At 69.1% G+C, this 26,239-nt stretch carries 27 protein-coding genes; 16 read left to right on the forward strand and 11 right to left on the reverse strand.

Annotated features, from left to right (window positions below; all coding sequences use genetic code 11):
• The first annotated feature begins 352 nt into the window (after nt 1-352).
• On the forward strand, nt 353-949 hold the full coding sequence (locus E5S69_RS05505) for a helix-turn-helix domain-containing protein (protein ID WP_171514019.1): 597 nt from the start codon (nt 353-355) through the stop codon (nt 947-949).
• Between the two features lie 3 nt (nt 950-952).
• Here E5S69_RS05505 and E5S69_RS05510 read toward each other — a convergent pair whose 3' ends face one another.
• Both E5S69_RS05510 and E5S69_RS05515 read right to left on the reverse strand, forming a co-directional pair.
• The gene (locus E5S69_RS05510) at nt 953-2,038 is read right to left on the reverse strand and encodes an ornithine cyclodeaminase (protein WP_171514020.1); all 1,086 of its coding nucleotides are present in this window, start codon (nt 2,036-2,038) and stop codon (nt 953-955) included.
• A gap of 33 nt (nt 2,039-2,071) precedes the next feature.
• Nucleotides 2,072-2,950 (reverse strand): arginine deiminase-related protein, encoded by an 879-nt coding sequence (locus tag E5S69_RS05515; protein ID WP_171514021.1) that lies wholly within the window; start codon nt 2,948-2,950, stop codon nt 2,072-2,074.
• 174 nt (nt 2,951-3,124) lie between these two features.
• Here E5S69_RS05515 and E5S69_RS05520 point away from each other — a divergent pair, with 174 nt between their 5' ends.
• On the forward strand, nt 3,125-3,544 hold the full coding sequence (locus E5S69_RS05520) for an Lrp/AsnC family transcriptional regulator (protein ID WP_171514022.1): 420 nt from the start codon (nt 3,125-3,127) through the stop codon (nt 3,542-3,544).
• Nucleotides 3,545-3,551: 7 nt separating this feature from the next.
• On the opposite strand, the gene E5S69_RS05525 is transcribed toward E5S69_RS05520, so the two are convergent.
• Nucleotides 3,552-5,309, reverse strand: coding sequence for a chloride channel protein (locus E5S69_RS05525; protein WP_171514023.1), 1,758 nt, complete (start codon nt 5,307-5,309; stop codon nt 3,552-3,554).
• Nucleotides 5,310-5,439: 130 nt separating this feature from the next.
• On the opposite strand from E5S69_RS05525, the gene E5S69_RS05530 reads away from it, so the two are divergent.
• From E5S69_RS05530 to E5S69_RS05555, 6 genes are all read left to right on the forward strand, one after another.
• Complete coding sequence (locus E5S69_RS05530) at nt 5,440-6,576, forward strand: HPP family protein (protein ID WP_171514024.1); 1,137 nt, start codon at nt 5,440-5,442, stop codon at nt 6,574-6,576.
• A gap of 220 nt (nt 6,577-6,796) precedes the next feature.
• Nucleotides 6,797-7,960: an AI-2E family transporter gene (locus E5S69_RS05535; protein WP_171514025.1), complete on the forward strand. Its 1,164-nt coding sequence runs from the start codon at nt 6,797-6,799 to the stop codon at nt 7,958-7,960.
• Nucleotides 7,960-8,658 carry a paraquat-inducible protein A gene (locus E5S69_RS05540; RefSeq protein ID WP_171514026.1) on the forward strand — a complete coding sequence of 233 codons (699 nt, stop codon included), beginning with the start codon at nt 7,960-7,962 and terminating at the stop codon, nt 8,656-8,658. Before E5S69_RS05535 ends, E5S69_RS05540 begins: the two co-directional genes overlap by 1 nt.
• Nucleotides 8,655-9,404 (forward strand): paraquat-inducible protein A, encoded by a 750-nt coding sequence (locus E5S69_RS05545; protein ID WP_171514027.1) that lies wholly within the window; start codon nt 8,655-8,657, stop codon nt 9,402-9,404. Before E5S69_RS05540 ends, E5S69_RS05545 begins: the two co-directional genes overlap by 4 nt.
• Entirely contained in the window at nt 9,391-11,046 is a 1,656-nt protein-coding gene (locus E5S69_RS05550; RefSeq protein WP_171514028.1) for an intermembrane transport protein PqiB, read from the forward strand. The genes E5S69_RS05545 and E5S69_RS05550 overlap by 14 nt, the downstream gene beginning before the upstream one ends.
• A complete protein-coding gene (locus E5S69_RS05555) occupies nt 11,043-11,657 on the forward strand; it encodes a PqiC family protein (RefSeq protein ID WP_171514029.1) in 615 nt (204 codons plus the stop codon). The genes E5S69_RS05550 and E5S69_RS05555 overlap by 4 nt, the downstream gene beginning before the upstream one ends.
• Here the strand turns inward: E5S69_RS05555 and E5S69_RS05560 are convergent.
• Nucleotides 11,654-12,160, reverse strand: a complete 507-nt coding sequence (locus E5S69_RS05560; protein ID WP_171514444.1) for a nucleoside 2-deoxyribosyltransferase — start codon at nt 12,158-12,160, stop codon at nt 11,654-11,656. The genes E5S69_RS05555 and E5S69_RS05560 overlap by 4 nt on opposite strands.
• A 182-nt stretch (nt 12,161-12,342) precedes the next feature.
• Between E5S69_RS05560 and E5S69_RS05565 the strand changes: the two genes are divergently transcribed.
• The 5 genes from E5S69_RS05565 to E5S69_RS05585 all read left to right on the forward strand — a co-directional run bounded on the left by E5S69_RS05565 (nt 12,343) and on the right by E5S69_RS05585 (nt 16,008).
• Nucleotides 12,343-13,284, forward strand: coding sequence for a 2-hydroxyacid dehydrogenase (locus E5S69_RS05565; protein WP_171514030.1), 942 nt, complete (start codon nt 12,343-12,345; stop codon nt 13,282-13,284).
• Between the two features lie 70 nt (nt 13,285-13,354).
• The gene (locus E5S69_RS05570) at nt 13,355-13,549 is read left to right on the forward strand and encodes a DUF1059 domain-containing protein (RefSeq protein ID WP_171514031.1); all 195 of its coding nucleotides are present in this window, start codon (nt 13,355-13,357) and stop codon (nt 13,547-13,549) included.
• A 216-nt stretch (nt 13,550-13,765) separates the two neighbouring features.
• The gene (modA, locus tag E5S69_RS05575; RefSeq protein WP_171514032.1) at nt 13,766-14,536 is read left to right on the forward strand and encodes a molybdate ABC transporter substrate-binding protein; all 771 of its coding nucleotides are present in this window, start codon (nt 13,766-13,768) and stop codon (nt 14,534-14,536) included.
• A gap of 16 nt (nt 14,537-14,552) precedes the next feature.
• Nucleotides 14,553-15,263 (forward strand): molybdate ABC transporter permease subunit, encoded by a 711-nt coding sequence (gene modB, locus E5S69_RS05580; RefSeq protein ID WP_171514033.1) that lies wholly within the window; start codon nt 14,553-14,555, stop codon nt 15,261-15,263.
• 22 nt (nt 15,264-15,285) lie between these two features.
• Nucleotides 15,286-16,008 (forward strand): ATP-binding cassette domain-containing protein, encoded by a 723-nt coding sequence (locus tag E5S69_RS05585; protein ID WP_171514034.1) that lies wholly within the window; start codon nt 15,286-15,288, stop codon nt 16,006-16,008.
• Here the strand turns inward: E5S69_RS05585 and E5S69_RS05590 are convergent.
• The 3 genes from E5S69_RS05590 to E5S69_RS05600 are packed head-to-tail and all read right to left on the reverse strand — an operon-like array spanning nt 15,978 to nt 17,979.
• Complete coding sequence (locus tag E5S69_RS05590) at nt 15,978-16,517, reverse strand: class IV adenylate cyclase (RefSeq protein ID WP_171514035.1); 540 nt, start codon at nt 16,515-16,517, stop codon at nt 15,978-15,980. The genes E5S69_RS05585 and E5S69_RS05590 overlap by 31 nt on opposite strands.
• Nucleotides 16,518-16,532: 15 nt before the next feature.
• The gene (locus E5S69_RS05595) at nt 16,533-17,132 is read right to left on the reverse strand and encodes a LysE/ArgO family amino acid transporter (RefSeq protein WP_171514036.1); all 600 of its coding nucleotides are present in this window, start codon (nt 17,130-17,132) and stop codon (nt 16,533-16,535) included.
• 52 nt (nt 17,133-17,184) lie between these two features.
• Complete coding sequence (locus tag E5S69_RS05600; RefSeq protein ID WP_171514037.1) at nt 17,185-17,979, reverse strand: TOBE domain-containing protein; 795 nt, start codon at nt 17,977-17,979, stop codon at nt 17,185-17,187.
• Between the two features lie 185 nt (nt 17,980-18,164).
• On the opposite strand from E5S69_RS05600, the gene E5S69_RS05605 reads away from it, so the two are divergent.
• Nucleotides 18,165-19,148 carry a phosphate acetyltransferase gene (locus tag E5S69_RS05605; RefSeq protein WP_171514038.1) on the forward strand — a complete coding sequence of 328 codons (984 nt, stop codon included), beginning with the start codon at nt 18,165-18,167 and terminating at the stop codon, nt 19,146-19,148.
• A 43-nt stretch (nt 19,149-19,191) separates the two neighbouring features.
• A complete protein-coding gene (locus tag E5S69_RS05610; protein WP_171514039.1) occupies nt 19,192-20,427 on the forward strand; it encodes an acetate/propionate family kinase in 1,236 nt (411 codons plus the stop codon).
• Nucleotide 20,428: 1 nt separating this feature from the next.
• On the opposite strand, the gene E5S69_RS05615 is transcribed toward E5S69_RS05610, so the two are convergent.
• A complete protein-coding gene (locus tag E5S69_RS05615) occupies nt 20,429-21,253 on the reverse strand; it encodes a tyrosine-protein phosphatase (RefSeq protein ID WP_171514040.1) in 825 nt (274 codons plus the stop codon).
• A 258-nt stretch (nt 21,254-21,511) separates the two neighbouring features.
• On the opposite strand from E5S69_RS05615, the gene E5S69_RS05620 reads away from it, so the two are divergent.
• Complete coding sequence (locus E5S69_RS05620) at nt 21,512-22,207, forward strand: transglycosylase domain-containing protein (protein WP_171514041.1); 696 nt, start codon at nt 21,512-21,514, stop codon at nt 22,205-22,207.
• A gap of 40 nt (nt 22,208-22,247) precedes the next feature.
• Here the strand turns inward: E5S69_RS05620 and E5S69_RS05625 are convergent, their stop codons facing one another.
• Genes E5S69_RS05625 through fdhF form a run of 3 tightly spaced genes read right to left on the reverse strand, consistent with a single transcriptional unit; the run spans nt 22,248 to nt 26,239 of the window.
• Nucleotides 22,248-22,472, reverse strand: coding sequence for a formate dehydrogenase subunit delta (locus E5S69_RS05625; protein WP_171514042.1), 225 nt, complete (start codon nt 22,470-22,472; stop codon nt 22,248-22,250).
• Nucleotides 22,469-23,335, reverse strand: a complete 867-nt coding sequence (gene fdhD / locus E5S69_RS05630) for a formate dehydrogenase accessory sulfurtransferase FdhD (RefSeq protein ID WP_171514043.1) — start codon at nt 23,333-23,335, stop codon at nt 22,469-22,471. Before fdhD ends, E5S69_RS05625 begins: the two co-directional genes overlap by 4 nt.
• A gap of 15 nt (nt 23,336-23,350) precedes the next feature.
• Entirely contained in the window at nt 23,351-26,239 is a 2,889-nt protein-coding gene (gene fdhF, locus E5S69_RS05635) for a formate dehydrogenase subunit alpha (RefSeq protein WP_171514044.1), read from the reverse strand.

Below are 26,239 nucleotides of genomic sequence, written 5' to 3' on the forward strand. Positions count from 1 at the left end.
GCGAGCGTGTCTGCACAGACGACCGCTTGTCATCAGAATGCACTCAATGTGCGTTAAGAAACAAAAGCTCTGCAGATTTATGTTTTTTCCTACAGATACTTTGTCGTTTGCGGCATATTATTAGCTTCCAGCAAATCCAGCATTCAAGACATCCAATACATTCGGAGTCCGCTGCACTTTGCTGGAAATGCACAAACGATCAAAACAACCACAAAAAGCAGTCCGGCCGGCGGGGGAGCGGGTCGGGCACACAGGGTCAGTCAACTGTTGGCAGTGACAATCACGCGGCGCCAGTGCCAGGGGCCGCGTGCGCCATGTCGGCGCGACTGCCATATGGACTACGGGTGATGGGATGAAACTTGATCCGGCACTGGCTGAAAAGCCTTACTACAGCACGCGGACAGCGGCAAAACTGCTCAACGTCTCCCTGGGCACGGTCCAGAAGATGGTCGAGCGCGGCGAACTGGGGGCCTGGAAGACCAATGGCGGCCATCGGCGCATCCACAAGGAAACCGTGCACCGCCTGCTGGCGACGCGCATCGGGCCCGAGTCGGCGTCGCCGCACGGGCTTGACCTGGTGGTGTTCCACCCCAACCACCAGGAGGCGCAGCGCATCCACAGCCAGCTTGGCAAGTGGGGCTTGCCGCTCAAGAGCGTGGTGGTCGACGATGTGCTCGACACCGTCATCACCTCGGTGAGCGAGCACCCGCGCGTGGTGCTGTACTACGTCGACGAGCTCAACGACGCCGAGTCGGCCACCGTCGAGAAGCTGCAGAACTTCTTCGCCAGCCAGCACGTGATCTTCGCGGTGATCACCAACCGCCAGGCCTATGAGGGCGTGGCCGATGCGCTGCAGCACTGGGGCATCATGGTGTTCCTGAAGACGCCCTCGCTCGAAGAGGTCAAGGGCTTCTTGCGGGCGCAGCTGATGATGGGCCGCGCCGCCTGAGGCTCAGGCCACGGCCGCGGGCCGTGGCATTGGCCTGCCGGCGTCACCGCCGTTTGCCTGCGCCAGCATCCAGCCGTACAGGTTGCGCGGGTCGGGCGGCATCGCCACCAGTTCCACCGCCGTGCCGGCGCGGTGCGCCTGCGCCGCGGCGTAGAGCCAGCGTAGCGCGGCATAGTCTTCCAGCGCAAATCCCACCGAATCAAACACGGTCACCTCGTCCGCCGCGGCGCGGCCGGGCGCGTGGCCGGCCAGCACCTGCCACAGCTCGGTCACGGGCGCGTCGGCCGGCAACTGCTGGATCTCGCCCTCGATGCGGGTCTGCGGTGCGTACTCCACCACGATGCGCGCGCGGCGCAGGATATCGGCATGCAGCTCGGTCTTGCCCGGGCAATCGCCGCCGACCGCGTTCAGGTGCATGCCGGGCCGCACCATGTCCGGCGTCAGGATGGTGGCGCGGGTCTTGTCGGCGGTGACGGTCGAGACGATGTCCGCGCCGGCCAGCGCGGCCTCGACGGAATCGGCACGCCGGATGGCAAGGCCGGGCACGGCGGCAAGGTTGCGCATCAGCCGCGCGGTGGCGGCGGGATCGATGTCGTAGGCGGCGATCTCGCGTACCCCCAGCATCGCGTGGAAGGCCAGCACCTGGAATTCCGCCTGCGCGCCGTTGCCGATCAGCGCCATGGTCGCGGCGCCGGGCCGGGCCATGGCGCGCGCCGCCAGCGCCGACGTGGCAGCGGTGCGCAGCGCGGTGGCCAGCGTCAGGTCTGCCAGCATCAGCGGGAAGCCGGTTTCCACCTCGGCCAGCAGGCCACAGGCCATCACCGTGGGCATGCCATGCTGTGCATTGCGCGGATGGCCGTTGACGTACTTGAACGCATACTGGCTGCCGTCGCTGACCGGCATCAGTTCAATCACGCCGCGCGCAGAATGACTGGCCAGCCGTGCGGACTTGTCGAAATCAGCCCAGCGCGCAAAAGCCAGGCGCACCTGCGCGGCCAGGTCGACGATAGCGGCCTCGGGGCCGATCACGGCCACCAGCCTGGCGACATCGGCCGCGTCGAGAAACAGCGATCGGACGGTGTTCTTCATGACCCTCTCCCTGCTATCCATGCCGGCCTGCGTTCAGGCGGCCGCCGCGGCCAATCCGCGCCCGCTGCTGCGGTCCAGCCGCAAGGTCATGCAATAGGCGCCGCCGCCCGACAGCATGAACGGCGAGAGGTCGACCTCATGCAGCTGGTAGCCGCGCCGTCCCAGCTCCGTGCGCAGGTGCGGCGTGGTGCGGGTCATTACCACCTGGTCGTCCAGATTGACGGCATTGACGCTGAAGTGGCGCAGGTCGTCGGCGCTGGCCTCGATGCGTAGCCGCGCCGGCACGCGCGCGCGCAGTTCGCGCAGCGCCGCCTCGCTGAATGCTGGCGGGTAGTACAGTACCTCGCCGCCCGACAGCGGGCAGAAGCACACGTCGAGGTGGTAGCTCTGCTCGGTGGCCAGCTCCAGTGGCACCACGTCCTTGCCGAAATAGCGCGACACCGCCAGCGCCGCCTCGTGCGACGAACGCGGGCCAAACCCGGCCCAGAAGTGGCCGCGCCCCGCGTCCCAGATGCAGTCGCCGGCGCCTTCCTGGTAGCAGCCTTCTGGCAGCAGCGCGACCTCATCGAGCAGCCCGCGCTCGCGCAGCTTGCCGAAGATGTCGGCGAATGGCGCTTCCTCGCCGCGGCGCTGCGGATAGCGGAAGCGGGCCAGCAATGCGCGCCCGTCAAGCACCACGGCGGCATTCGCCGGGAATACCATGTCGGGCAGCCCGGGCGCGCCTGGCGCCACCTCTACCGCAAAACCGGCGCGGCCAAGCGCGTCGCGCAGCGCGTGGAACGCCTCCATCGCATTGCGATGCATGCCGTGCGGATCGCGCGCCCAGGCGGCCGGATCCATCCACGGATTGATGCTGTACGACACGTCATAGAAGGTCGGCTCGACTAGCAGGATGGTCGGGGTCTGGATCACGGCGGCTCCTGGTTGGCATGGGGGTGAAGGCATCCCCGCAGGGAAAGCCATCGGTCCATTTAATTCTGGTGCAAGTCCGCGTTACCTAAAAGCCAGCAACCTGCGCAGTTTGTGCCTATCCTTGAGCAAAACGCCAGATTCCGCTGGCGCTTTGCCCAAGCACCCCCCACCCCCATGGATGCCACCGACCAGCAGCTGATTTCCCTGCTCCGTGACAACGCGCGCACGCCGGTGACGGCACTGGCGCAGGCACTGCGCGTGTCGCGCGCGACCGTGCAGAACCGCATCGACAAACTGGAGCAGGAGGGGGTGATCGTCGGCTACACCGTGCGCCTGCGGCCCGAGGCCGAGGCACACCGCATCCGCGCCTGGATGACGATCGCCGTCGAAGGCAACAAGACCCGCACGGTGCTGCAAGCGCTGCGCGGCGAGCCCAACGTGCAGGCGCTGCACACCACCAACGGCCGCTGGGATATCATCGCCGAGCTGCGCGCCGAGACCCTCGAGGCCTTCGACCGTGCGCTCGACCGGATCCGGCTGATCGACGGCATCAGCGCCACCGAGACCAGCATCCTGCTGTCGACCTACAAATAGGCGCCGCTCAGGCCGCGGCGCGCCCGCGCAAGCGCTCGCGCCGCGATTCTTCATGGAACACGCTGCCGCTGGGGCGCAGCAGGTCGCGCAGCGACACGATGCCGGCCAGGCGCATGGTCTCGACGCTTTCCACCACCGGCAGGCGCGCCACGCTGAGCGCCGCCATGCTGCCCGCAGCGGCGCGCGCAGTCTGGCCCGGCAGCAGCACCTGCGCCGGCGCGCTCAGCAGGTCGCGGCAACGCATGCCAGGCGGCATCTCGCCCGCGGCCAAGGCACGGATCGCGGTGCGTTCCAGCATGCCGAGCACGCGTCCAGCGAATACCACGGGGTAGGCGCGATGCGCCGCGTGTTCGCCGAAATAGCGCACCATCGCCTCCGCCACGGGCAGGTCGGCGTCGATGGTCACCACGTTGCGCGTCATCAGTTCGTCCACATGGGCGCGCTCGAGCGGATCGACACTGTATTCGCGATAGATATGCAGGCCGCGCCGGGCAATTTTTTCGGTCATGATCGAGCGCTTCATCGCCAGCACCGAGAAGCCGTACGCCACCGCGGTGGTCAGCAGCAGCGGCAGCAGCGCCTGGGTGTCGTGGGTCAGGCCGAAGGCGAAGACGATGGCGGTCAGCGGCGCGCCCAGCACGCTGCCCAGCACCCCGGCCATGCATACCAGCGCCCACAACTGCGGCGAACCACCTGGCAGCCACGGAGCCAGCACCACGCCCAGGCCCGCGCCCAGCATCAGCAGCGGCGCCAGCACGCCGCCCGAGGTGCCCGAACCCAGCGCCGCAATCCAGATCAAGGCCTTGACCGCCAGCAGCGCCAGCGCGATCTCGATGGCGATGCGGTTGTTCAGCAGGTCGCCGATCACGTCATAGCCCACGCCCAGCGCGCGCGGCTCGAAATAACCGCCGATGCCGACCACCAGCCCGCCCAGCGCCGGCCACCACATCCAGTGCAGCGGCAGCCGCGAGAATGCGTCCTCGGTGCGATACAGCGCCAGCGTCAGCCCCGCGCCCAGCACGCCGCACAGCAGGCCGGCCAGCACGCACGACAGCAGCGCCGGCGTACCCGCCGCCGCGGTCTGCAGCGGAAACAGCGGCCCGGCCTCGAACAGCAGCGGGCGCAGGAAACCGGCCACCGCGCACGCCAGCGCCACCGGCAGCAGGCTGCGCGGGCGCAGTTCGAACAGCAGCAGCTCCACCGCCAGCAGCACCGCCGCCACCGGGGTGCCGAAAATCGCCGTCATGCCGGCGCACGCGCCCGCCACCAGCAGCGCCTTGCGCTCGCCCGCGGTCAGGTGCAGATACTGGGCCAGCAACGACGCCAGCGAACCCCCGGTCATGATGATCGGCCCTTCGGCACCGAACGGCCCGCCGCTGCCGATCACGATCCCTGACGAGAGCGGCTTGAGCACCGCTACCCGTGGCGACATCTTGCTCTTGCCGAACAGCACCGCCTCGATCGCCTCGGGAATGCCGTGGCCGCGAATCTTGTCGCTGCCATAGCGGGCCATCAGGCCGACGATCAGGCCGCCCACGACGGGCACCGCGATCACCCACGCGCCGAGCACATGATCCGCCGGCGAGCGCTCCGCCAGCGACAGCGTCTGGTAGAAAAACAGGTTGGTGAAAAACCGGATCAGGTTGACCAGCACATCCGCCGCCAACGTGCTGAGGGCGCCGATGCCCAGCGCGATGACCGACAGCAACAGCAGGCGGCGGTTGACGGCATAGTCGCGTTTTTCGACCGGCATGACAGACGACATGGTTGGGGGCTCCTTGCTCTTGTGCGGTGCGGCATGCCCCAGTATCGGGACGCGCTGCACCAAAGGCGGCCAAATATATCACCCCGTGATATATTACGCGCACCATTCCAAAGCGCCCCCCGTCACAAGAATGCCAACCGCCCCCGTCTCCGCCCTGGCGCATAATGCCCGTGCCTGGCTGCGCACATTTGTTCCCTTACCGGTTGCCGCCAGCCGCAAAGAGCGGCTCAAGAGCTGCTTCGGCGCCCTGCTCGGCCTGCTCTGCACGGAGTGGATCAGCCACCAGACGCTGGGCGGCTTTAATCCGTGGTTTGTCGCGCCGATGGGCGCCTCGGCGGTGCTGCTGTTCGCGGTGCCGTCCTCGCCGCTGGCGCAGCCCTGGTCGATCATCGGCGGCAACCTGATCGCGGCGGTGATCGGCGTGGCCTGTGCACGCTGGATTCCGGACCCGGGTCTGGCCGCCGCCGTGGCGGTGGCCGTCGCCATCGCCCTGATGTTCCAGTTCCACTGCGTGCACCCGCCCAGCGGCGCGGTCGCCATCACCGCCGTCTTCGGCGGGCCGGCGGTCAGTGCGCTGGGCTTCGGCTTCGTGGCTGTGCCGGTGCTGTTCAATTCGATGCTGCTGCTGCTGATGGCGCTGGCCTTCAACAACCTGTCGCGGCGGCGCTACCCGCACCGTCCCCCCGAACCTGCCGTGCAGCATGGCACCAGGGACGTGCCGCCGTCGCAGCGTCTGGGCGTGACCCGTGCCGACCTCGATGCCGCGCTGAAAGTGCGCGGCGAATTCCTCGATATCGAGGAAGACGACCTCGAGCAGATCCTGGTCGCGGCGCAGCTGCGCGCCTACCGCCGTCACTTCGGCAACGTGCTGTGCGGCGAAATCATGTCGCGCGACGTGATCACCGTGACGCCGGACCAGCCCGCGCAGGAGGCCGGGCACCTGCTGTCGCGGCACCGCATCAAGGCCTTGCCGGTGGTCGACGCCACCCGCAAGCTGGTCGGCATCATCACCCAGAGCGATTTTTTTGCAGCGCAGCGCGACACTGGCGCGCGTCGCCTGGCCGGCACCGTGCGCAACCTGATGACGCGCGCCGTCGTCACCGCGCGCCCCGAGCAGCCGATGGTGGAACTGGCGCAGGCCTTCTCCGACGGCGGGCTGCACCACGCGCCCGTGATCGACGACCAACGCCGCGTGGTCGGCATGGTGACGCAGTCTGACCTGGTTGCCGCGCTGCTGAAGAGCGGGGTCATGGCGGTGCCGGACTGAGTCGCTGGCGAGTGGGGTCGGTGCCCGCCGCCGCACCCCACCATCAACGCGGTCAACCCGCGGCCTTGTGCCCATCCAAGCAACACGCCGCTCCCCGCGCAAGCGCCTCGTCCATCGTGACGACTATCCCTCTCCCCCGGGTTTCCCCTCATCCCACACCGACGTAAGCTATATTTACGCCGTCCCCGTCACACCGCCGGGGCCAAGGGAGAGCCCCACCATGAGTTCCGGCCAGTTAATTGAGAAAATCGCCGCCGTATTCGCACTGATCGTGCTGATCGGCGGCTCGCTGCTGGTGCTGGCGCCGTTCACCACGGCGCTGCTGTGGGGCGCAATCCTGGCGTTCAGCTCGTGGCACCCGTACACCGTGCTGTCGCGCTGGCTCGGCAACCGGCGCGGCCTGGCCGCGCTGATCTGCGTGCTGGTGGCCACGGTGATCGTGCTGGGCCCGTTCGTCTACGCCGGGGCCAGCTTTTCCGCGCACCTGGATGACCTGGCCGCGCTGGTCGACCGCTATATGGAGCAGGGGTTGCCGCAACTGCCGCTGTGGCTGAGCAGCCTGCCCTATGTCGGCGCCTATCTGCAAAGCTCGTGGGACAGCGTCATCAACGCCGATTCCGAGATGGTCGCCAACCTGCGCAAGCTGATCGCGCCGGTCGGGCACGTGCTGCTGGGCGCGGGCTTGTCGATCGGCGCCGGCCTGGGCCAACTGGCGCTGTCGATCATCCTGGCGTTCTTCTTCTACACTGGCGGCGAGTTCGCCATCGCCTGGCTGCGCGCCGGCATGCGCCGCATCGCCGGCGAGCGCGCCGACCACCTGCTGGAGCTGGCCGGCAGCACCGTCAAGGGCGTGGTCTACGGCGTGCTGGGCACGGCCTTCATCCAGGCCGTGCTGGCCGGCATCGGCCTGTGGATCGCGGGCGTGCCCGGCGCCGCCATCCTGGGCTTCGTCACCTTCTTCCTGTCGGTGGTGCCGGTCGGGCCCCCGCTGGTGTGGCTGCCGGCCGCGCTGTGGCTGTACCACACCGGCGCCACCGGCTGGGCCATCTTCCTGGTGGTCTGGGGCGTGGGCGTGGTCAGCATGGCAGACAACATCGTCAAGCCGCTGCTGATCAGCAAGGGCACCGGCATGCCGCTGATCTGGATCATGCTGGGCGTGCTGGGTGGCGCGCTGGCGTTCGGCTTCCTGGGCGTGTTCATCGGCCCGACGCTGCTCGCGGTGGCTTATGCGCTGCTGCGCGACTGGACCATCGGCTCGCAGGGCGAACTGCATCGCGACCTGCAGCAAGGCGCGGCGCTGGCGTCCGCGCCGGCCCCGGCGGCCCCGGCCGTGGTCGACAACCCCGATGTGCCGCCGGCCGCCACCGGCAAGCGGTCCGGCTGATGGCAGCACACGACGCACCTCCGGCACCGCCCGATACCGCGCCGCCAGACTCCTCGCCGGCGGCGCTGCACCGGCTGGTGGCATGCGAATACTGTGACGCGGTCTACGAGCGCATGCCGATTTCGCCCGGCGAGCGCGCACTGTGCCTGCGCTGCGGGGGCGAGCTCTACCGCGAGAGCCGGCGGCATTACCACCGCCTGCTGCCGCTGGTGATTACCGCGCTGATCCTGTTCCTGGTCTCCAACGCCTACCCCATCGTCGAGATGGACCTGAAAGGGGTACGCACCCAGACCACGCTGCTGGGCGCGGTGCAAGCGCTGTATGCGGACCAGATGGCGCTGGTGGCGGCGCTGGTGTTCGCCACCACCATCCTGTTTCCGCTGTCCGAACTGCTGATGATGGCTTACCTGCTGGTGCCGATGGCGCAGCACCGGATGCCGCCCGGCTTCGACCGCATCGTGCGCGGCATCCGCCAGACCCGGCCTTGGGGCATGATCGAGGTCTTCATGATCGGCGTGCTGGTCACGCTGGTGAAGCTGTCCACCATGGCGCGCGTGCTGCCGGGCATTGCGCTGTGGTCGTTCGCCGCGCTGGTGATCGTGCTGGCCGCGATGCTGTCGTTCGATCCGCGCGACCTGTGGCGTTATCTGGAAACGCCCGCCGACAACGCCACGGCGGCGGACGCGGAGCGCAGATGACAGCACCGCCGCGGCCGCCCCGTCCCCCCGCTCCACCCACGGGCCGTCTTGCCCGCCCGCGCCGGCTCGCGCGCGAGGTGGTGGCCGAGCTGACCGACGACGACGAAAGCACGCCGCTGCCGCAGGTGCCCACCGCCAGCCGTCTGGGCCTGCTGTCCTGCCACGCCTGCGACCTGGTCAGCCCGCGCACGCTGGAAGGCGCGCCCTGCCCGCGCTGCGGCGCGACCCTGCACCATCGCAAGCCCGACAGCCTGGCGCGCACCTGGGCTTTCCTGCTGGCCGCCTACATCCTCTATATTCCCGCGAACGTACTGCCGGTGATGGTGACGCGGTCCATCCTCGGCACGCAGCAGGACACCATCCTGTCGGGCGTGATCTACCTGTGGCTATCCGGCTCGCACATGCTGGCCGTGCTGGTGCTGATCGCCAGCATCGTCGTGCCGCTGCTGAAGATGGTGATCCTGACCTTCCTGCTGCTGTCCGTGCATTTCCGCTCGAGCTGGCGGATCCGCCAGCAGACCCGGCTGTACGGGCTGGTGGAGGTGATCGGCCGCTGGTCGATGCTCGATATTTTCGTGGTGGCGCTGCTGGCCTCGCTGGTGCGGGCCGGAGCGCTGGCCACTATCATCCCCGGCGGCGGCGCGCTCGCCTTCGGCGCGGTCGTGGTCATGACCATGCTGGCCTCGCTCAGCTTCGATCCGCGCCTGCTGTGGGATTCGCTGGAACCTGACAATGCCCGACACTGACAACCAAGCCCCCGCGGATGCCATGCCGCCCTCGCCACCGCCGTCCGGCCTGCCGCGGCCCGAACGCCGGCGCCGCGCCCGCTGGCTGCCGTCGCTGGTGTGGCTGATCCCGATTGTCGCGGCCGTGGTCGGCATCTCGCTGCTGGTGCATACGCTGGCCTCGCGCGGGCCCGAGATCACCGTCACCTTCCGCACCGCCGAAGGCCTCACGCCCGGCAAGACCGCGGTGCGCTACAAGGACGTCGACATCGGCCTGGTCAAGTCAGTGCGGCTGGCGCGCGACCGCTCGCACGTGCTGGCGACGATCGACCTGACCAAGGACGCCGAAAACTTCGCCGTGGCCGACACCCGCTTCTGGGTGGTGCGCCCGCGCTTCGCGGCGAGCGGCGTATCGGGGCTGGAGACGCTGCTGTCCGGCGCCTATATCGGCGTCGATGCGGGCAAGTCGAAAGAATCCGCGCGCGACTTCAAGGGCTTGGAAGTGCCGCCGGTGGTGACCACCGACGCTTCCGGCAAGCAGTTCGTGCTGCGCGCGGCCGAGCTGGGTTCGCTCGATATCGGTTCGCCGGTCTACTACCGGCGCGTGCTGGTGGGCCAGGTGGTGGCCTACCAGCTGGATCCCAACGGGCGCGACCTCACGCTGCGCGTGTTCGTCAACAAGCCCTATGACAAGCTGGTCACCGCCGACACGCGCTTCTGGCATGCCAGCGGGGTTGACCTGAAGCTCGACGCCGGCGGCCTCAAGCTGTCGACGCAATCGCTGGTGACGGTGCTGCTGGGCGGCGTCGCCTTCCAGGCGCCGGACCACACCACCGCCACCGAGGCCGCCGCCGAGAACACCCAGTTCCTGCTGGCCGGGGACCAGGCCGAGGCGATGAAGGAGCCGGAAGAGCTGGCACCCACGCTGGCGGTGCTCAATTTCGACCAGTCCGTGCGCGGGCTGTCGCCGGGCGCGCCGGTAGACTTCCGCGGCGTGATCGTGGGCCAGGTGCGTTCGATCGGCATCGAGTTCCAGCGCGAGAAGCGCGCCTTCCGCATGCCGGTGGTGGTCGAGCTGTACCCGTCGCGCATGGGCTTCCGCGAGCGCGACGTCGAAGACCGCGAACGCGCGCGCAAGATCATCCAGGGCCTGCTGCAGCGTGGCATGCGCGCGCAGTTGCGCACCGGCAACCTGCTCACCGGCCAGCTGTACGTGGCGCTCGACTTCTTCCCGAAGGCGGCACCGGCCAAGGTTGACCTGGACGCGCCGATTCCGGAGTTCGCCACCACGCCGGGCACGTTCGACCAGCTGCAGGCGCAGGTGGGCGACATCGTCAACCGCATCGACAAGGTGCCGTTCGACCAGATCGGCCAGGACCTGCGCACCACCGTGGCCAGCCTGAACCAGACCCTGGCCACCGCCGACAAGCTGGTGCAGCAGCTCAACGGCGATGTCGCGCCGCAGGTGCTCGCGGCGCTGCAGGATGCGCGCAAGACACTGAGCACCGCCAACGGCACGCTGGCGTCGGACGCACCGCTGCAGCAGGACACGCGGCGCATGCTGCAGGAGCTGACGCGCACCGCCACGTCGCTGCGCGCGCTGACCGATTACCTTGAACGCCACCCTGAAGCGCTGTTGCGCGGCAAGCCGGAGAAAGAATGATGAAGCGCGTTCCGCTCACCCTGGTCTGCGCCAGCGTCGCCGCGGCGGTGCTGGCCGGTTGCGCCTCGCCCGAGCCGCGCTACTACACGCTGGCGCAGGGGCCGGGCGCCATGGCGGCGCCGGCGCCGGCAGCGGCCCCATCGACCGACACGCTCTGGCTCGAAGTCGCGCCGGTGCGCGTGCCGGAGCGCCTCAACCGGCCACAACTGGTGGTGCGCGATGGCGGCAACGGCAGCGATGCCAGCCTGCGCCTGCTGGACCTGTCGCGCTGGTCCGCGCCGCTGCCGGACGAGCTGCGCGATGCGCTGTCGCAGCGCCTGCAGGCCACGCTGGGCGCGGTCGACACCTACCAGCAGGGGCTGTCCGACGTGCAGCCGCTGTACCGCATCACCACCGAAGTGCTGCGGCTCGATGCCGACCTGGGCCAGCGTGCGGGCGCTACCATCAACTGGACCGTGCGGCGGCTGCCCGACGGCAAGGTGGTCAGCGGCAGCACCCAGGCCGAACTGCCCGCGCCGGGCGCGGTCGAGGGCGTGGTGACGGCTTACCGCGAGATCGTGGCGAGCACGGCCCGGGATATCGCGGCCGGCGTGCAGTCGCTGCGGCGCTAGCCGTCGCGCTGGGCGGCGGCGATTGCCGCCAGGCACTCGGCCGCGCCGCCCGGCACCAGCCGGACCGAGCATGCCAGCATCAGGTTCTTGCCCAGGCCGAAGTCCTCCACGGTGAAGCCGCGCGCATCCAGCGGCGTGCCGTCCGCATCGACGGCCACCGTGACGCGCTCGCGCAGCGTGCCGGGATCGGCGCTGTAGCCCCACACGGGCTTCTGCAGTGCCACGGCAAAGCCGACCTCGAACGCCGTGCCGGAATCCGGTTCGCCGGGGCCGCGGAAGTCATCCAGGTTGGCCATCACCAGGTCCGCGCGCCGCAGCAGCGCAAGATTGGCGTCATAGATCCAGCGCGCGGTGTCGGGTCCGCTGCGGCCCGCGGGCGCGGCCTGGTCGAGCGGATACAGGCCGGTGAAACCATGCGCCGCGCACAGCGCCTTGAGGTGCTCGCCCCAGGCGCGCGCCTCCTTGCGAAACACGTCAAAGCCGGCGAGGTAGATGGTGGTCATGGCGGGTGAAAGAAGCATGGCGTGGCGGCAAGCCGCGAGGATGGCAGCATAACCCGGGGCCCGTGCACGTGGCACGCTGCCCGAACATCGCACAGCTTGCACGCCCGCGGCTGACTGCGCGCCGGCGCGGGCCGGACCCTTGCGCTAACATTGCCCGTCACGCCTCGACCTCCTCGTCCCCAATGCCCGCTCCCCAGATTCTCCAGGTCGGCCCGCTCGCACCGCAGACCAACACCACCCTGCAACAACAGTACGGCGCCGCGGCGCTGTGGCAGCAGGCCGATCCCATTGCCTGGGCGCGCAGCGAAGCGCAGCAGGCCCGCGTGGTGGTGACCTCGGCGCGCCACGGCTGCAGTGCCGCGCTGATCGATGCACTGCCGCGCCTGGAGGCCATCGTCAGCTTCGGCGTCGGCTATGACGCGATTGCGCTGGACGCCGCCCGCGCACGCGGCATCCAGGTCAGCAACACGCCCGACGTGCTCAACGACTGCGTCGCCGACCTGGCCTTCGGGCTGCTGCTGGATGCGGCGCGCGGCATCGCCCATGGCGATCGCTTCGTGCGCGCCGGGCGCTGGCCGCAGGGTGGCTTCCCGCTGACCACGCGCGTATCGGGCAAGAAGCTGGGCATCCTCGGCCTGGGCCGCATCGGCGAGATCGTCGCGCGCCGCGCGCAGGGCTTCGACATGGAGATCGCCTACCACAACCGCCGCTCGCGCGAAGGCGCGCCATGGCGCTTCGAGGCGGACCTGAAGGCGCTGGCAGCGTGGGCCGACTTCCTGGTGGTGGCGACCGTCGGCGGGCCCTCGACCGCGGGGCTGGTGTCGCGCGAAATCCTCGACGCGCTCGGGCCCCGTGGCATCCTGGTCAACGTGTCGCGCGGCAGCGTGGTCGACGAGGCGGCGCTGGTCGCGGCCCTGAGCGAAGGCCGTCTCGGCGGCGCGGGCCTCGATGTGTTCCAGGACGAGCCCAACGTGCCGCCGGCGCTGATGGCCATGGACCATGTCGTGCTGGCGCCGCACGTGGCCAGCGGCACGCACGAAACCCGCGCCGCCATGACCGCGCTGACCCTCCAGAACCTGGATGCCTTCCTCGCCGGCGGCAAGGTGCTGACGCCGGTGCTGTAGCGGCCGGCGCGCCTGCCTATACTGGATGCACCGGCCCCGCCCATGCTGCGGGCCGGCGTCAGGAGGCATCATGGCACGCAAGTTTATCGATTGCCGCGACTACCCGAGCGACACCCACTGCACGGTCGCATTGAGCGCCGACAGCGAAGACGAACTGCTGGAAGCCGCGGTCCAGCACGCAGTGGCAGTGCACCAGCATCAGGACACGCCTGAGCTGCGCAGCCAGTTGAAAACGATGTTCAAGGAAGGCACGCCGCCGGCCTGAAGCCGGGGGCCGGCTGGCGCCGGGCTGCGCCAGCCGCTTTGCGCGGGGCACATTCGCTGTCCCTGATACTCCACTTATGGCCGTCGGAATACCCATGACTGCCGTCATGGCGCATCATTGACGCGTCGCTATATACAGACGTATATTGCGCCTGACCGTCCCCTCCGGCCTGACCGCGCTTGCGATGCATGCCGGGGCCGATTCCCGAGGATTCCGATGCCTGCCTTTCGTTCCCGCCGCCGCGGGCTGCTGCTGGCCGCCGCCGCGGCGCTGGCGCTGGTGGCCCCGCCCACCTGCGCCGCCGACCTGGTGGTATCGGCCGCGGCCAGCCTCACCAACGCCTTCAAGTCGCTGGCCGAGTCCTACGAGCGCGCCCACCCCGGCACGCACGTGGTACTGAACTTCGGCGCTTCCGACGTGCTGATGCAGCAGATCGTCAAGGGCGCGCCGGCCGATGTGTTCGCCTCGGCCGACCAGGAGGCGATGAACAAGGCCGAGGCCGAGAAGGTGATCGCGCCGGGCTCGCGCCGCAACTTCGCCGCCAACCAGGTGGTGCTGATCGTGCCGGCCGACGGCAAGCTCGCCATCGCGTCGCTGCAGGACCTGAAGCGCCCAGAAGTCCGGCGCATCGCCTACGGCAACCCGGCCTCGGTGCCGGTGGGGCGCTATACGCGCGCAGCGCTGCAAGCCGATGGATTGTGGGACGCGGTGGCCGCCAAGGGCGTGCCGGCGCAGAACGTGCGCCAGAGCCTCGATTACGTCGCGCGCGGCGAGGTCGAGGCCGGCTTCGTCTTTGCCACCGATGCCACGGTGATGCCCGACAAGGTCAGGGTGGCCGTGCGCGTGCCCAGCGGCACGCCGGTGACCTACCCGATCGCCATCACCAGCCAGGCCCGCCAGCCGCAGGCCGCGGCGCAGTTTGTCGACTATGTCGCCTCGCCGCAAGGCCAGGCGATCCTGTCGCGGTTCGGCTTCCAGAAGCCCTGACGCCGCGCCGCGCACCATGGATGCCGTCTGGGTACCGTTGCTGCTGTCGCTGAAGGTGGCCGGCTGGGCCACCGCGCTGAACGCCGTGCTCGGCGTCGGCGCGGCCTGGGCGCTGGCGCGCTGGCGCTCGCCGCTGCGCGACGTGGTCGATGCGGTGCTGACGCTGCCGCTGGTGCTGCCGCCGACAGTGCTGGGCTACTACCTGCTGGTACTGGTGGGACGCCGTGGCGTGTTCGGCGAGTGGCTGGCGCGGCTGGGCATCGAACTGGTTTTCACCTGGCAGGGGGCGGTGCTGGCTTCGACCATCGTCGCCTTCCCGCTGGTGCTCAAGTCCGCGCGCGCCGCCTTCGAAGGCGTCGACCACCAGCTGGAAAACGCCGCGCGCGTGCTGGGCGTACCCGAAGCCGGCATCTTCTTCCGCGTCACGCTGCCGTTGGCCGCGCGCGGCATCATCGCCGGCGTGCTGCTGGCCTTTGCCCGCGCGCTGGGCGAATTCGGCGCCACGCTGATGGTCGCGGGCAACCTGCCCGGGCGCACGCAGACGCTGTCGGTCGCGATCTATGAGGCGGTGCAGGCCGGCGACGACAACACCGCCAACCTGCTGGTGCTGGTGACTTCCGTCACCTGCGTGCTGCTGCTGGTGGTTGCCGGACGCATGGTGCCGGCGGCCGCGCGCAACCCCGCTGAACACTATGAACGCCGGCGCTTGCGCCCGCGCGTCCGCTAACGCCAGGGCCCCGCATATCGCCATGAGCATGCACGTCAGCATCCGCAAGCAGATGGTCTCGGCCGACCGCCACTTTGCCCTGGATATCGATTTCGATTCGGCCAGCCGGCGCATTGCGCTGTTCGGCCCCTCTGGCGCGGGCAAGAGCCTGACGCTGCGTGCCATCGCCGGCCTGCTGGCGCCGGACAGCGGCCGCATCGTGCTGAACGGCCGCACCCTGTTCGACGCCGACGCCGGCATCGACGTGCGCCCGCAGCAGCGCCGCGTGGCCTACCTGTTCCAGGAATATGCGCTGTTCCCGCACCTGACCGTGGGCCAGAACATCGCCTTCGGCCTGGCGCGCGGCTGGCGCAATCCGCGCCGCGGCGCGGTGCAGCCGCAAGCGCAGCGCTGGATCGATGCCTTTGGCCTGGCCGAGATCGTCGGCAATTATCCGGCGGAGATTTCCGGCGGGCAGAAGCAGCGCGTGGCGCTGGCGCGTGCGCTGGTGGCGCAGCCCGATATCGTCTTGCTGGATGAACCGTTCTCGGCGCTGGACCCCGCGCTGCGCGCCCGCATGCGGGCGGAACTGCGCACGCTGCAGGCCAGCCTGGATGTGCCGATGCTGGTGATCTCGCACGACCCCGCCGACGTCGAGGCGCTGGGCGACCACGTGCTGGAGATCCGCGAAGGCCGGATCTTCGGCAGCGGCACCAGCCGCCACCATCCGCCGGTCTACGCGCCAGTGTCGGCGCGCGTGGCCTGAGCCGCGCGCAGCAGGTCGACGTAGGCACCTTCGATCAGGGCCGACGCAGGAATGCCCAGCCGCGCCAGCAGCGCGTGGGCCTCGGCCACGCCGTCTTCGACGCTTTCCGCATCGGCCAGCACCACTTCCAGCTCGAGGAAATCGCCCAGCGCCTCGACCCGGTCCAGGTGCACGCGCGTGCGTCCCGCCAGGTACAGCGTGCGCAGCTTGCGCACCCGCCCGCCCTCCCCGTGCGCGGCGGCCAGCGCGGCACGCAGCGTGCCGGGCGATGGCGTCGGCGACAGGATGTAGAAACTCTCTTTCGGGCCGGCCGCATCGGCGCGCGCATAAAAGATCAGTTCGCCGCGGTCGGGCGCGAACTCGCGCAGCTTGAGGCGGCCGTTGGCGCAGCGGAAGAAGGTATCGTCCTGGCGGATGTATTCCGGCCCGTGGTCGGCCAGCGCCGCGGCGCGCGGCAGCAGCGACTCGACGCTGTCGATGCGGGCCTTGATCTCGACGTTTCTTGGCATCCGTACTCCTGCGGTTCAACCGATCAGCAAACGCGCGGCAATCACCCACATGGTGATGCCAATCACCACTTCCAGCACCTGCCACGCCCGCGGCCGCGCGAACACGGGCCGCAGCAGCGCCGCGCCATAGCCTAAAGCAAAGAAGAACAGGAACGACGCGGTCATGGCCCCGGCGGCGAATTCGCGCGCATGGCCGGCGAACTGGGTCGACACCGACCCGATCAGCATCACCGTATCGAGATAGACATGCGGGTTCAGCCAGGTGAACGCCAGGCACACCGCCAGCGTCGGCGCCAGCGGTCGCGGCGCGGCATCGCTGGGGTCCAGCACCGCGTTCGAGCGCCACGCCGCGATAAAGCTGCGCGCGCCATACCAGGTCAGGAAGGCTGCGCCACCATAGCGCATCGCCAGACCCAGCCACGGCAGCTGGCGGATCATTACGGCAAAGCCGGACACGCCCAGCAGGATCAGCAGCGCGTCCGACAGCGCGCACACCAGGCAGACCCAGAACACATGCTCGCGCCGCAGGCCTTGCCGCAGCACGAACGCATTCTGGGAACCAATGGCAAGAATCAGGGAAAGACCGAGGGAAAAGCCAGCCAGCGCGGCGTGCATTGCGGGGGGAACGACATGCTTTCGGGGCGGCTATTATTGCACGCCGCGGCGGTCATCCCATCACGCCGAGGATCACGCTCGATGCCTTGAACACCGCCACCGCGGCCACGCCGGCCTGCAGGCCCAGCGCCTCGACGCTGCCGTTGGTGACGATCGCCGCGATCGTGCCGCCGCCGTCGAGTTCGATCACCACCTCGGCGTTCACCGCGCCGGGCATCACGCGCGACACCACGCCCGCCAGCTGGTTGCGCGCCGACAGCCGCATCCCGGGATCGGGCAGCCCCACCAGCACCGACGACGCCTTGACCAGCGCGAACGCCTCCACGCCCGCGGCCAGCTCCAGCGTCTCGACGCTCTCATGCGTAATCGTGGCGACGATGCGCTGGCCGCCGGCCAGTTCCAGCACGACCTCGTCGTTGACCGCCCCGCCCATCACACTGGCCACGCGCCCGAACAGCTTGTTGCGCGCACTGGTCTTGATCATCATTCGCCTCATCAGGTGGATATCGTCGGCCGCGCCCTCGCCCAGGCGCGACAGCTGCGCGACAAAGCGCCGGTGCTCGTCTTCCAGCGCGCGGTAGGTGCGGATCAGCTGTTCGCCGCGCGCGGTCAGGCGCGTGCCGCCGCCGCCCTTGCCGCCCGCGGCGCGCACCACCAGCGGCTCGCCGGCGCTGTTGTTCATCGCGTCGATGGCGTCCCACGCGGCCTTGTAGCTGATGCCGACCGCGCGCGCGGCGGCGGTGATCGAGCCGTGTGCGCCGATCGCGGCAAGCAGGGCGATGCGGTCCTTGCCGCCCCAGTCCTGCGAGCCGGAGCGGAACCAGATGGCTCCCTGGAGTTCAAGCATGGCAGTCGGGCGCCGCTGGCCGGCACCGCAGTGAAGTCCGAAACGCGGCTATGGTAATCCCGCCAATCCCATTTGGCGATCCGTCCCGCGGCCCCCGCCAGCACCGCCGCGCGGGCCTGGGCCACGCTGGACGCCAGGCCCCAAGCCCGGTACCCTGACCGCTGCCTTGTTCACGGAACATCGTCATGACCGCCGCCATGTCCGCCATGTCCGAACTTGCCGCGCCCGCCGCACCGGCGTCCGACAAATACGCCGCGCTGCTGGCACGTTGCGCCGGGCTGCCGCCGATCCCCACCGCGGTGGCGCATCCGTGCGATGCGGCTTCGCTGGGTGGCGCGCTGCAGGCTGCGCAGCTGGGCCTGATCGTGCCGATCCTGGTCGGGCCCGCGGCGCGCATCCGGCAAGTCGCGGCGGAGCACGGCATGGCGCTGGCGGACACCGCCGTCATCGACACGCCGCACAGCCACGCGTCGGCCGCGCGCGCGGTCGAGGCGGTGCGCGCCGGCGAGGCCGAGCTGCTGATGAAAGGCAGCCTGCATACCGACGAGCTGCTGCACGAGGTGACCGCGTCGGCCAGCGGGCTGCGCACCGGGCGGCGCCTGTCGCATGTGTTCGCCATGGATGTGCCGCGCTACCACAAGCCGCTGTTCATCACCGACGCCGCGGTCAATATCTTCCCCACGCTGAACGAGAAGGCCGATATCTGCCGCAACGCGATCGACCTGCTGCGCACGCTCGGGATCGAGCGCCCCAAGGTCGCGATCCTGTCCGCGCTCGAGACCGTCACCGACAAGATCCCCTCGACCATCGACGCCGCCGCATTGTGCATCATGGCGCGGCGCGGCCAGATCACCGGCGGCGTGCTCGACGGCCCGCTCGCCTTCGACAACGCCATCAGCCGCGAGGCCGCGATCACCAAGGGCATCGATTCGGACGTTGCCGGCGACCCCGACATCCTGCTGGTGCCGGACCTGGAAGCCGGCAATATGCTGGCCAAGCAGCTGACTTTCCTGGCCGGGGCAGAAGCCGCCGGCATCGTGCTGGGCGCGCGCGTGCCCATCATCCTGACCAGCCGCGCCGACAGCGTGCGCGCACGCATCGGCAGCTGTGCCATTGCAGTGCTGCTGGCGCACGCGCGCCGCAGCGCCGAAGCCGCGCCCGAGGTCTGACGCGGGCCGTGCCGACTGTGCCTTGACTACGGAGCTTTCCAGCGTGACTGCACCCCACACCGCCGCGCCTGCCGTCATCCTCGTCGTGAACGCCGGTTCGTCCAGCGTCAAGGTCTCGGTCTACGCCGTGCCCGAGGCCGCGCACGGCAACGCCGACGTCAACCCGGTGCTGAGCGCGCACGGCCAGATCGAAGGCATCGGGGTCGCGCCGCGCCTGAGCGCGCGCATGGCCGACGGCCGCGTGGTCGCCGACGAGACCTTCCCGCAGGCGCAAGTGGCCGACCACGATGCCGCCTTCCGCCTGGTGCGCCTGGTGCTGAGCGTGGGCCTGCGCGACCACCCGCCGGTGGCGATCGGCCATCGCGTAGTGCATGGCGGCGCCGGCTATGCGCAGGCGGTCTGCATCGACGACACGGTGATCGAAAACCTGGAAGCGCTGGTGCCGCTGGCGCCGCTGCACCAGCCGCACAACCTGACAGCGATCCGCGCGGTGCGCCAGGCCATGCCGGAGCTGCTGCAGGTGGCGTGCTTCGACACCGCCTTCCACGCCGGCCACGACGTGCTGGCGCAGCTGATGGCGCTGCCTTATGCGTACTTCGAGCGCGGCATCCGGCGCTACGGGTTCCACGGCCTGTCGTATGAATACATCGCGCGCCGGTTGCGCCAGGTGGCGCCCGACCTCGCCGAAGGCCGCGTGGTGGTGGCGCACCTGGGCAACGGCGCCAGCCTGTGCGCGCTGCGCGACGGCCGCAGCGTCGACAGCACCATGGGCCTGACCGCGCTCGATGGGCTGCCGATGGGCACGCGCTGCGGCGCGGTCGATCCGGGCGCGCTGCTGTGGCTGGCGCAGCAAGGCATGAGCGCCGCCGAGATCCAGTCGATGCTGTACCAGGAATCCGGGCTCAAGGGCCTGTCCGGCGTCAGCAGCGACATGCGCGCGCTACTCGCCAGCGATGCGCCGCGGGCGCGGCTGGCGGTGGATTTCTACGCCTATCGTGCCGCGCAGGAAATCGGCAAGCTGGCCACCACACTGGGCGGACTCGATGCGCTGGTATTTACCGCAGGCATCGGCGCCAACTCGCCGCCGGTGCGCGCGCGCATCTGCGAACACCTGGCCGGGCTGTTCGGCATCGCGCTCGATGCCGGCGCCAACGGCGGCAACAGCCAGCGCATCAGCCGCGACGACAGCCGCGTGCCGGTACTGGTGCTGCCGACCGACGAGGAAGGGATGATCGCGCTGAGCACCGCGCGCATCCTGCGCGACCGCGGCAAGCTGTGACTCAGCCGGCCAGGTAATGTGCGCGCAGTTGCGCCACGTCGACCTGCAGCGCGTCGCGCAGATAGTTGCCGACGCCGCCCCAGCCTGCGTCAATGGCCTGCATCGATGCCTCGAGATAGCTGGCCCGGACTTCCAGCAGCGGCGTCATCACCGCCGCGTCGATCCCTAGTTCGCCCATCTGCGCCAGCGCCGCCGCGTTGAACTGCGCATTGCGCTGGTTCGATTCCAGGTAGTTGGCCAGGATATCGTCCTGGCCCACGCCCAGTGCCGCCAGCAACAGCAGCGCGGCAAAGCCGGTGCGGTCCTTGCCCGCGGTGCAGTGGAACAGCAGCGTCTGGCCGCCCTGCACGGTCTGCATGAAGCCCCCGAAGGCCGCGCGGTAGCGCACCGGGAAATCGCGGTACACCTCGTGCATGAACGCATCCATCTGCGCCGGCGTGCTGGCGCGCAGGCGCGGCATCAGCACATCCATTGCCATGCTGCCCTCCAGGACCGGCACCGCCTGCCAGCGGAAGCGCTGGCCGAAGGCCGCTTCGCCTGGTGACTTTTCGCCCGGCGAGCGGAAATCCACCACCATGTCGAGCCCGAGCGCCTGCAGCCGGTCCAGGTCGGCGGCGCTGGCCAGCGCCGGGTTGCCGCTGCGGTACAGCCGGCCGTGGCGCACGCGGCGCCCCTCCGCGCCAACCAGGCCGCCGAGGTCGCGCGCGTTGCTGATGCGTTCGAAGACCAGGTCATGCATCGCCTGCGCGGCGCCGGCCGCCGCGGGGGATTGCGGCACGGCCGCGAAGGCGTGCGGGCATGCCGCGCGTTGAAGCCACTTGAGCATTGTTCTTTCCAGATTGTCGTTGCGAGGCGCGCGGCTGCGGCGTCGATATCGCCCCAGGCCCACGGGGGACGGCGGTCGCCTTCCTTCACGAGTTCCACGGGACGGATCTTCGCATACCGCGCCGGCGCCTTGCGCAGCGCCGCCGGGTCCAGCCCGGCCCTGAGACCGCGTAGCAGAACCTTCATGGTCGGCGCCAATTATTTCAGATCACTGCCGCTCGCGCACGCGGGGCCCGTGGCGGCTGGCACAATACGCGCCATGAAAAGCCTCTGCTCCGCCCTGGCCAGGCTGTTGCTGCTCGCCGTGATCGGCGGCGCGCTGCTGGCCGCCGTCGCCATCCTGGCCGCCAACCGGCAGCTGCCTTCGCTCGACGCGCTCACCGCGTTCCGTCATACGCCGGACTACGTGCCGATCGGCAAGATGCCGCGCGCGCTGACCGAGGCCGTGGTGGCGATCGAGGATGAACGCTTCTACCTGCACGATGGCATCGACTACGTCGGTGTCATCCGCGCCGGCGTCGCCAACCTGTCGGACGAGCTCTCGCAGGGGGCGTCGACCATCACCATGCAGGTGGCGCGCAATTTCTATCTATCGCGGGACAAGACCTACACGCGCAAGCTGTATGAGGTGCTGCTGTCGTACCGGATCGAAAAGGCGCTCAGCAAGGACGAGATCCTGGAGCTGTACCTGAACAAGATCTACCTGGGCCAGGGCGCCTATGGCTTTGCCGATGCCGCACGGACTTACTTCGGCAAGCGGCTGGACCAGCTGACGCTGGCCGAGTGCGCGATGCTGGCGGGGCTGCCGAAGGCCCCCTCGGCCAATAATCCGGTGGCGAATCCCAGGCGGGCGCGGCAGCGGCAGGTTTATATCCTGCGGCGCATGCTGGAGCTTGGCAGGATTTCGCGGGGGGAGTATGACGGGGCGTTGCTGGAGCCGTTGCGGTTGAAGTGAGGGTCCGCTGGGGCAGCCGGCAAGACGGCCCGCCCCTCCGCTACTCCAGGATCTGCCGATGCCTGCCCAGCGCTTCCCGCACAATATCGAGCAGCCCGCTGCCGGCTTCGGCATCGACATGCCCGAGCAACGCCCGGCGCATGCGCGGTTCCCAGAACCGCTTGATATGCCCGGCAATATCCGCGACGGCCTCCTCGCGATCCGGCATGGCCTCGAAGAAGCTGCCGATCTGGTTGGCCATGGTAATGAGGTTGTCGATCTTCATGCCAGGCTCGCTTCGTGTTGCAGACGTTGGGGATGGGCATAGACCACGTGCGCGCCGGCGCGCACGAAACCAGCCAGGGTAATGTTGGCCTGTTCGGCGAGCCGCACCGCCAGCGCGGTCGGCGCGGACACCGCCGCCAGCACGCCAGCGCCGATGGCGGCCGTCTTCAGGACCATTTCATAGCTGGCGCGGCTGGTCACCAGCACCGCGCCGCCGGCGATGTCCTCGCCGCCGCGGGCCAGTGCGCCGGCCAGCTTGTCCAGCGCGTTGTGGCGGCCGACGTCCTCGCGCACCACCGAAACGTGTCCGTCGGCGCGCAGCCATGCGGCGGCATGGGTGGCACCGGTATGGCGCTGCAAGGCCTGGCGCAGCTGCAATTGCATGAAGGCGGCCTGGATCACGTCGGTGTGGAAGCTCGCCGTGCTTTGCACCGGCGCGGGTGCCCGCATCACCTGTTCCAGCGATTCGGTGCCGCATAGCCCGCAGCCGGTCCGCCCGGCCAGCGAGCGGCGCCGGTCCTTAAGCCGCATGAAGGCGGCCGAGGCGATCTCCAGCCGCACGGCGATGCCCTGGGCACGCGTATCGATCTCGATGTCGTAGACCTCGCGCGCGCTGCCGACGATGCCTTCGCTCAGGCTGAAGCCGAGCGCGAAGTCTTCCAGGTCGGCCGGCGTCGCCAGCATCACCGCGTGCGAGATGCCGTTGTACTCCAGCGCCACCGGCACTTCCTCGGCCACCTGGTCGGGGCCCAGCATCAGCTCGCCGCCGCGCCAGCGGTTGACCGCGAAGGTGGTGTGGGTGGCTGTCACGGCGTCTTGCGCCGTGGCCGGATCCTGTTCCGGCGGCTGCATGCAGCGCATCATCGCGTCGCCCTCCGCTCAGCCCGCGGCCTGCGCCGGATCGGCGCTGGCCGCTTCCAGCAGCCGCAGCTGGGTGGCGTTGAAGTCATGGTACTGCTGCTGCCATGCCGACGGCTGCGCCACCGGCAGCACCTGCACCGCGGTGACCTTGTACTCGGGGCAGTTGGTGGCCCAGTCCGAGTTGTCGGTGGTGATCACGTTGGCGCCGGACTCGGGGAAGTGGAAGGTGGTGTAGACCACGCCCGGCTGCATGCGCTCGCTGACAATGGCGCGCAGCACGGTGTCGCCGGCGCGGCTCTGCACCCCGACCCAGTCGCCATCCTTGATGCCGCGCTCTTCCGCATCATGCGGATGGATTTCCAGCCGGTCCTCGGCATGCCAGTGGACGTTGTCGGTCCGCCGCGTCTGCGCGCCGACGTTGTACTGCGACAGGATGCGCCCCGTGGTCAGGATCAGCGGGAAGGCGCGCGTGATCTTCTCGGTGGTGGGCACGTACTTGGTGATGATGAACTTGCCCTTGCCGCGCACGAAGGCATCGATATGCATGGTCGGCGTGCCTTCCGGCGCGTCGGCATTGCACGGCCACTGGATGCTGCCCAGCTGTTCCAGGCGCTGGTAGCTGACACCCGCGAAGGTCGGCGTCAGCCGCGCGATCTCGTCCATGATCTCGGACGGATGCTGGTAGTCCATCGGGTAGCCGAGCGCATTGGCCAGCAGCATGGTGGCTTGCCAGTCGGCATAGCGCGCCTTGGGCGGCATCACCTTGCGCACGCGCGAAATGCGGCGCTCGGCGTTGGTGAAGGTGCCGTCCTTTTCCAGAAACGACGAGCCCGGCAGGAATACGTGCGCGTACTTGGCGGTCTCGTTCAGAAAGATGTCCTGCACCACGATGCATTCCATCGACGACAGCGCCTCGGACACGTGCTGCGTGTTCGGGTCGGACTGGACAATGTCCTCGCCCTGGCAGTACAGGCCCTTGAAGCTGCCGGCCAGCGCGGCCTCGAACATGTTGGGGATGCGCAGGCCCGGCTCCGGGCTGATCTCGACCTTCCAGGCATCTTCGAACAGGCCGCGCACGGTCGAGTCCGACACATGGCGGTAGCCCGGCAGCTCATGCGGGAACGAGCCGATATCGCACGAGCCCTGCACGTTGTTCTGCCCGCGCAGCGGGTTCACGCCCACGCCCTCGCGGCCGATATTGCCGGTGGCCATGGCCAGGTTGGCGATGCCCATCACGGTGGTCGAGCCTTGCGCATGCTCGGTCACGCCCAGGCCATAGTAGATCGCGGCGTTGCCACCGGTGGCGTACAGGCGCGCAGCACCGCGCAGTTGTTCGGGCGGGATGCCCGTGACGCTTGCCATCGCCTCGGGCGAATTCTCCGGCAACGCGACGAAGTCTCGCCACTGGTGGAAAGCGCGGTCCTCGCAGCGCTCGGCGATAAAGGCTTCGTTGAGCAGGCCTTCGGTGACGATCACATGCGCCAGCGAGGTCACCAGCGCGACGTTGGTGCCCGGGCGCAGCTGCAGGTGGAAATCCGCGCGGATATGCGGCGAATCGACCAGGTCGATGCGGCGCGGATCGACCACGATCAGCTTTGCGCCGGCGCGCAGGCGCTTCTTCATGCGCGAGGCAAAGACCGGATGGCCATCGGTCGGGTTGGCGCCGATCACCATGATCACGTCGGCCTTCTCGACCGACTTGAAGGTCTGCGTGCCGGCCGATTCGCCCAGCGTCTGCTTGAGGCCGTAGCCGGTCGGCGAATGGCACACGCGCGCGCAGGTGTCGACGTTGTTGTTGCCGAACGCCGCGCGCACCAGCTTCTGCACCAGGTAGCCCTCTTCGTTGGTGCAGCGCGACGACACGATGCCGCCGATCGAGTCCTTGCCGTGCTGCGCCTGGATGCGCTTGAATGCCGACGCGGCATAGTCGATCGCCTCTTCCCACGACACCTCGCGCCACGGATCGGTGATCTTTGCCCGGATCATCGGCTTGAGAATGCGGTCCTTGTGCGTGGCGTAGCCCCAGGCAAAGCGGCCCTTGACGCAGGCGTGGCCCTCGTTGGCCTTGCCGTCCTTGTACGGCACCATGCGCACCACTTCATTGCCCTTCATCTCGGCCTTGAACGAACAGCCCACGCCGCAATAGGCGCAGGTGGTCACGGTGCTGTGCGAAGGCTGCCCCAGCTTGATGATCGAGGTCTCGGTCAGGGTCGCGGTCGGGCAGGCCTGCACGCACGCGCCGCACGAGACGCAGTCTGACTCCATGAACGGCTGGCTGGTGCCGGGCGAGACGCGCGCGTCGAAGCCGCGGCCGCTGATGGTCAGCGCGAACGTGCCCTGCGTTTCTTCGCAGGCGCGCACGCAGCGGTTGCAGACGATGCACTTGGACGGATCGTAGGTGAAGTAGGGATTGGACTCGTCCTTCTTCATCTGCGTGTGCGTGGCGGTCGGCACGCCCGACGCGGCTTGCGGGCCGCCATCGTTGTAGCGCACTTCGCGCAGGCCGACCACGCCGGCCATGTCCTGCAGCTCGCAGTTGCCGTTGGTCGGGCAGGTCAGGCAATCGAGCGGGTGGTCGGAGATATACAGCTCCATCACGCCGCGGCGCAGGTCGGCCAGCTTGTCACTCTGCGTCCTGACCTTCATGCCAGCCTCGACCGGCGTGGTGCACGATGCCGGATAGCCGCGACGCCCCTCGATCTCGACCAGGCACAGCCGGCACGAGCCGAACGCTTCGAGGCTATCGGTGGCGCACAGCTTGGGCACGGCGATCTGCGCTTCCATTGCGGCGCGCATCACCGAAGTGCCGGCCGGCACGGTGACGCGGACGCCGTCGACTTCCAGGGTGACCAGTTCGGTCGATGGGCTGGCGGGCGTGCCGAAATCAATCTCGTTGCGGGCGTTCAT

Source organism: Cupriavidus necator (assembly GCF_013141915.1).
GTDB lineage: Bacteria > Pseudomonadota > Gammaproteobacteria > Burkholderiales > Burkholderiaceae > Cupriavidus > Cupriavidus necator_B.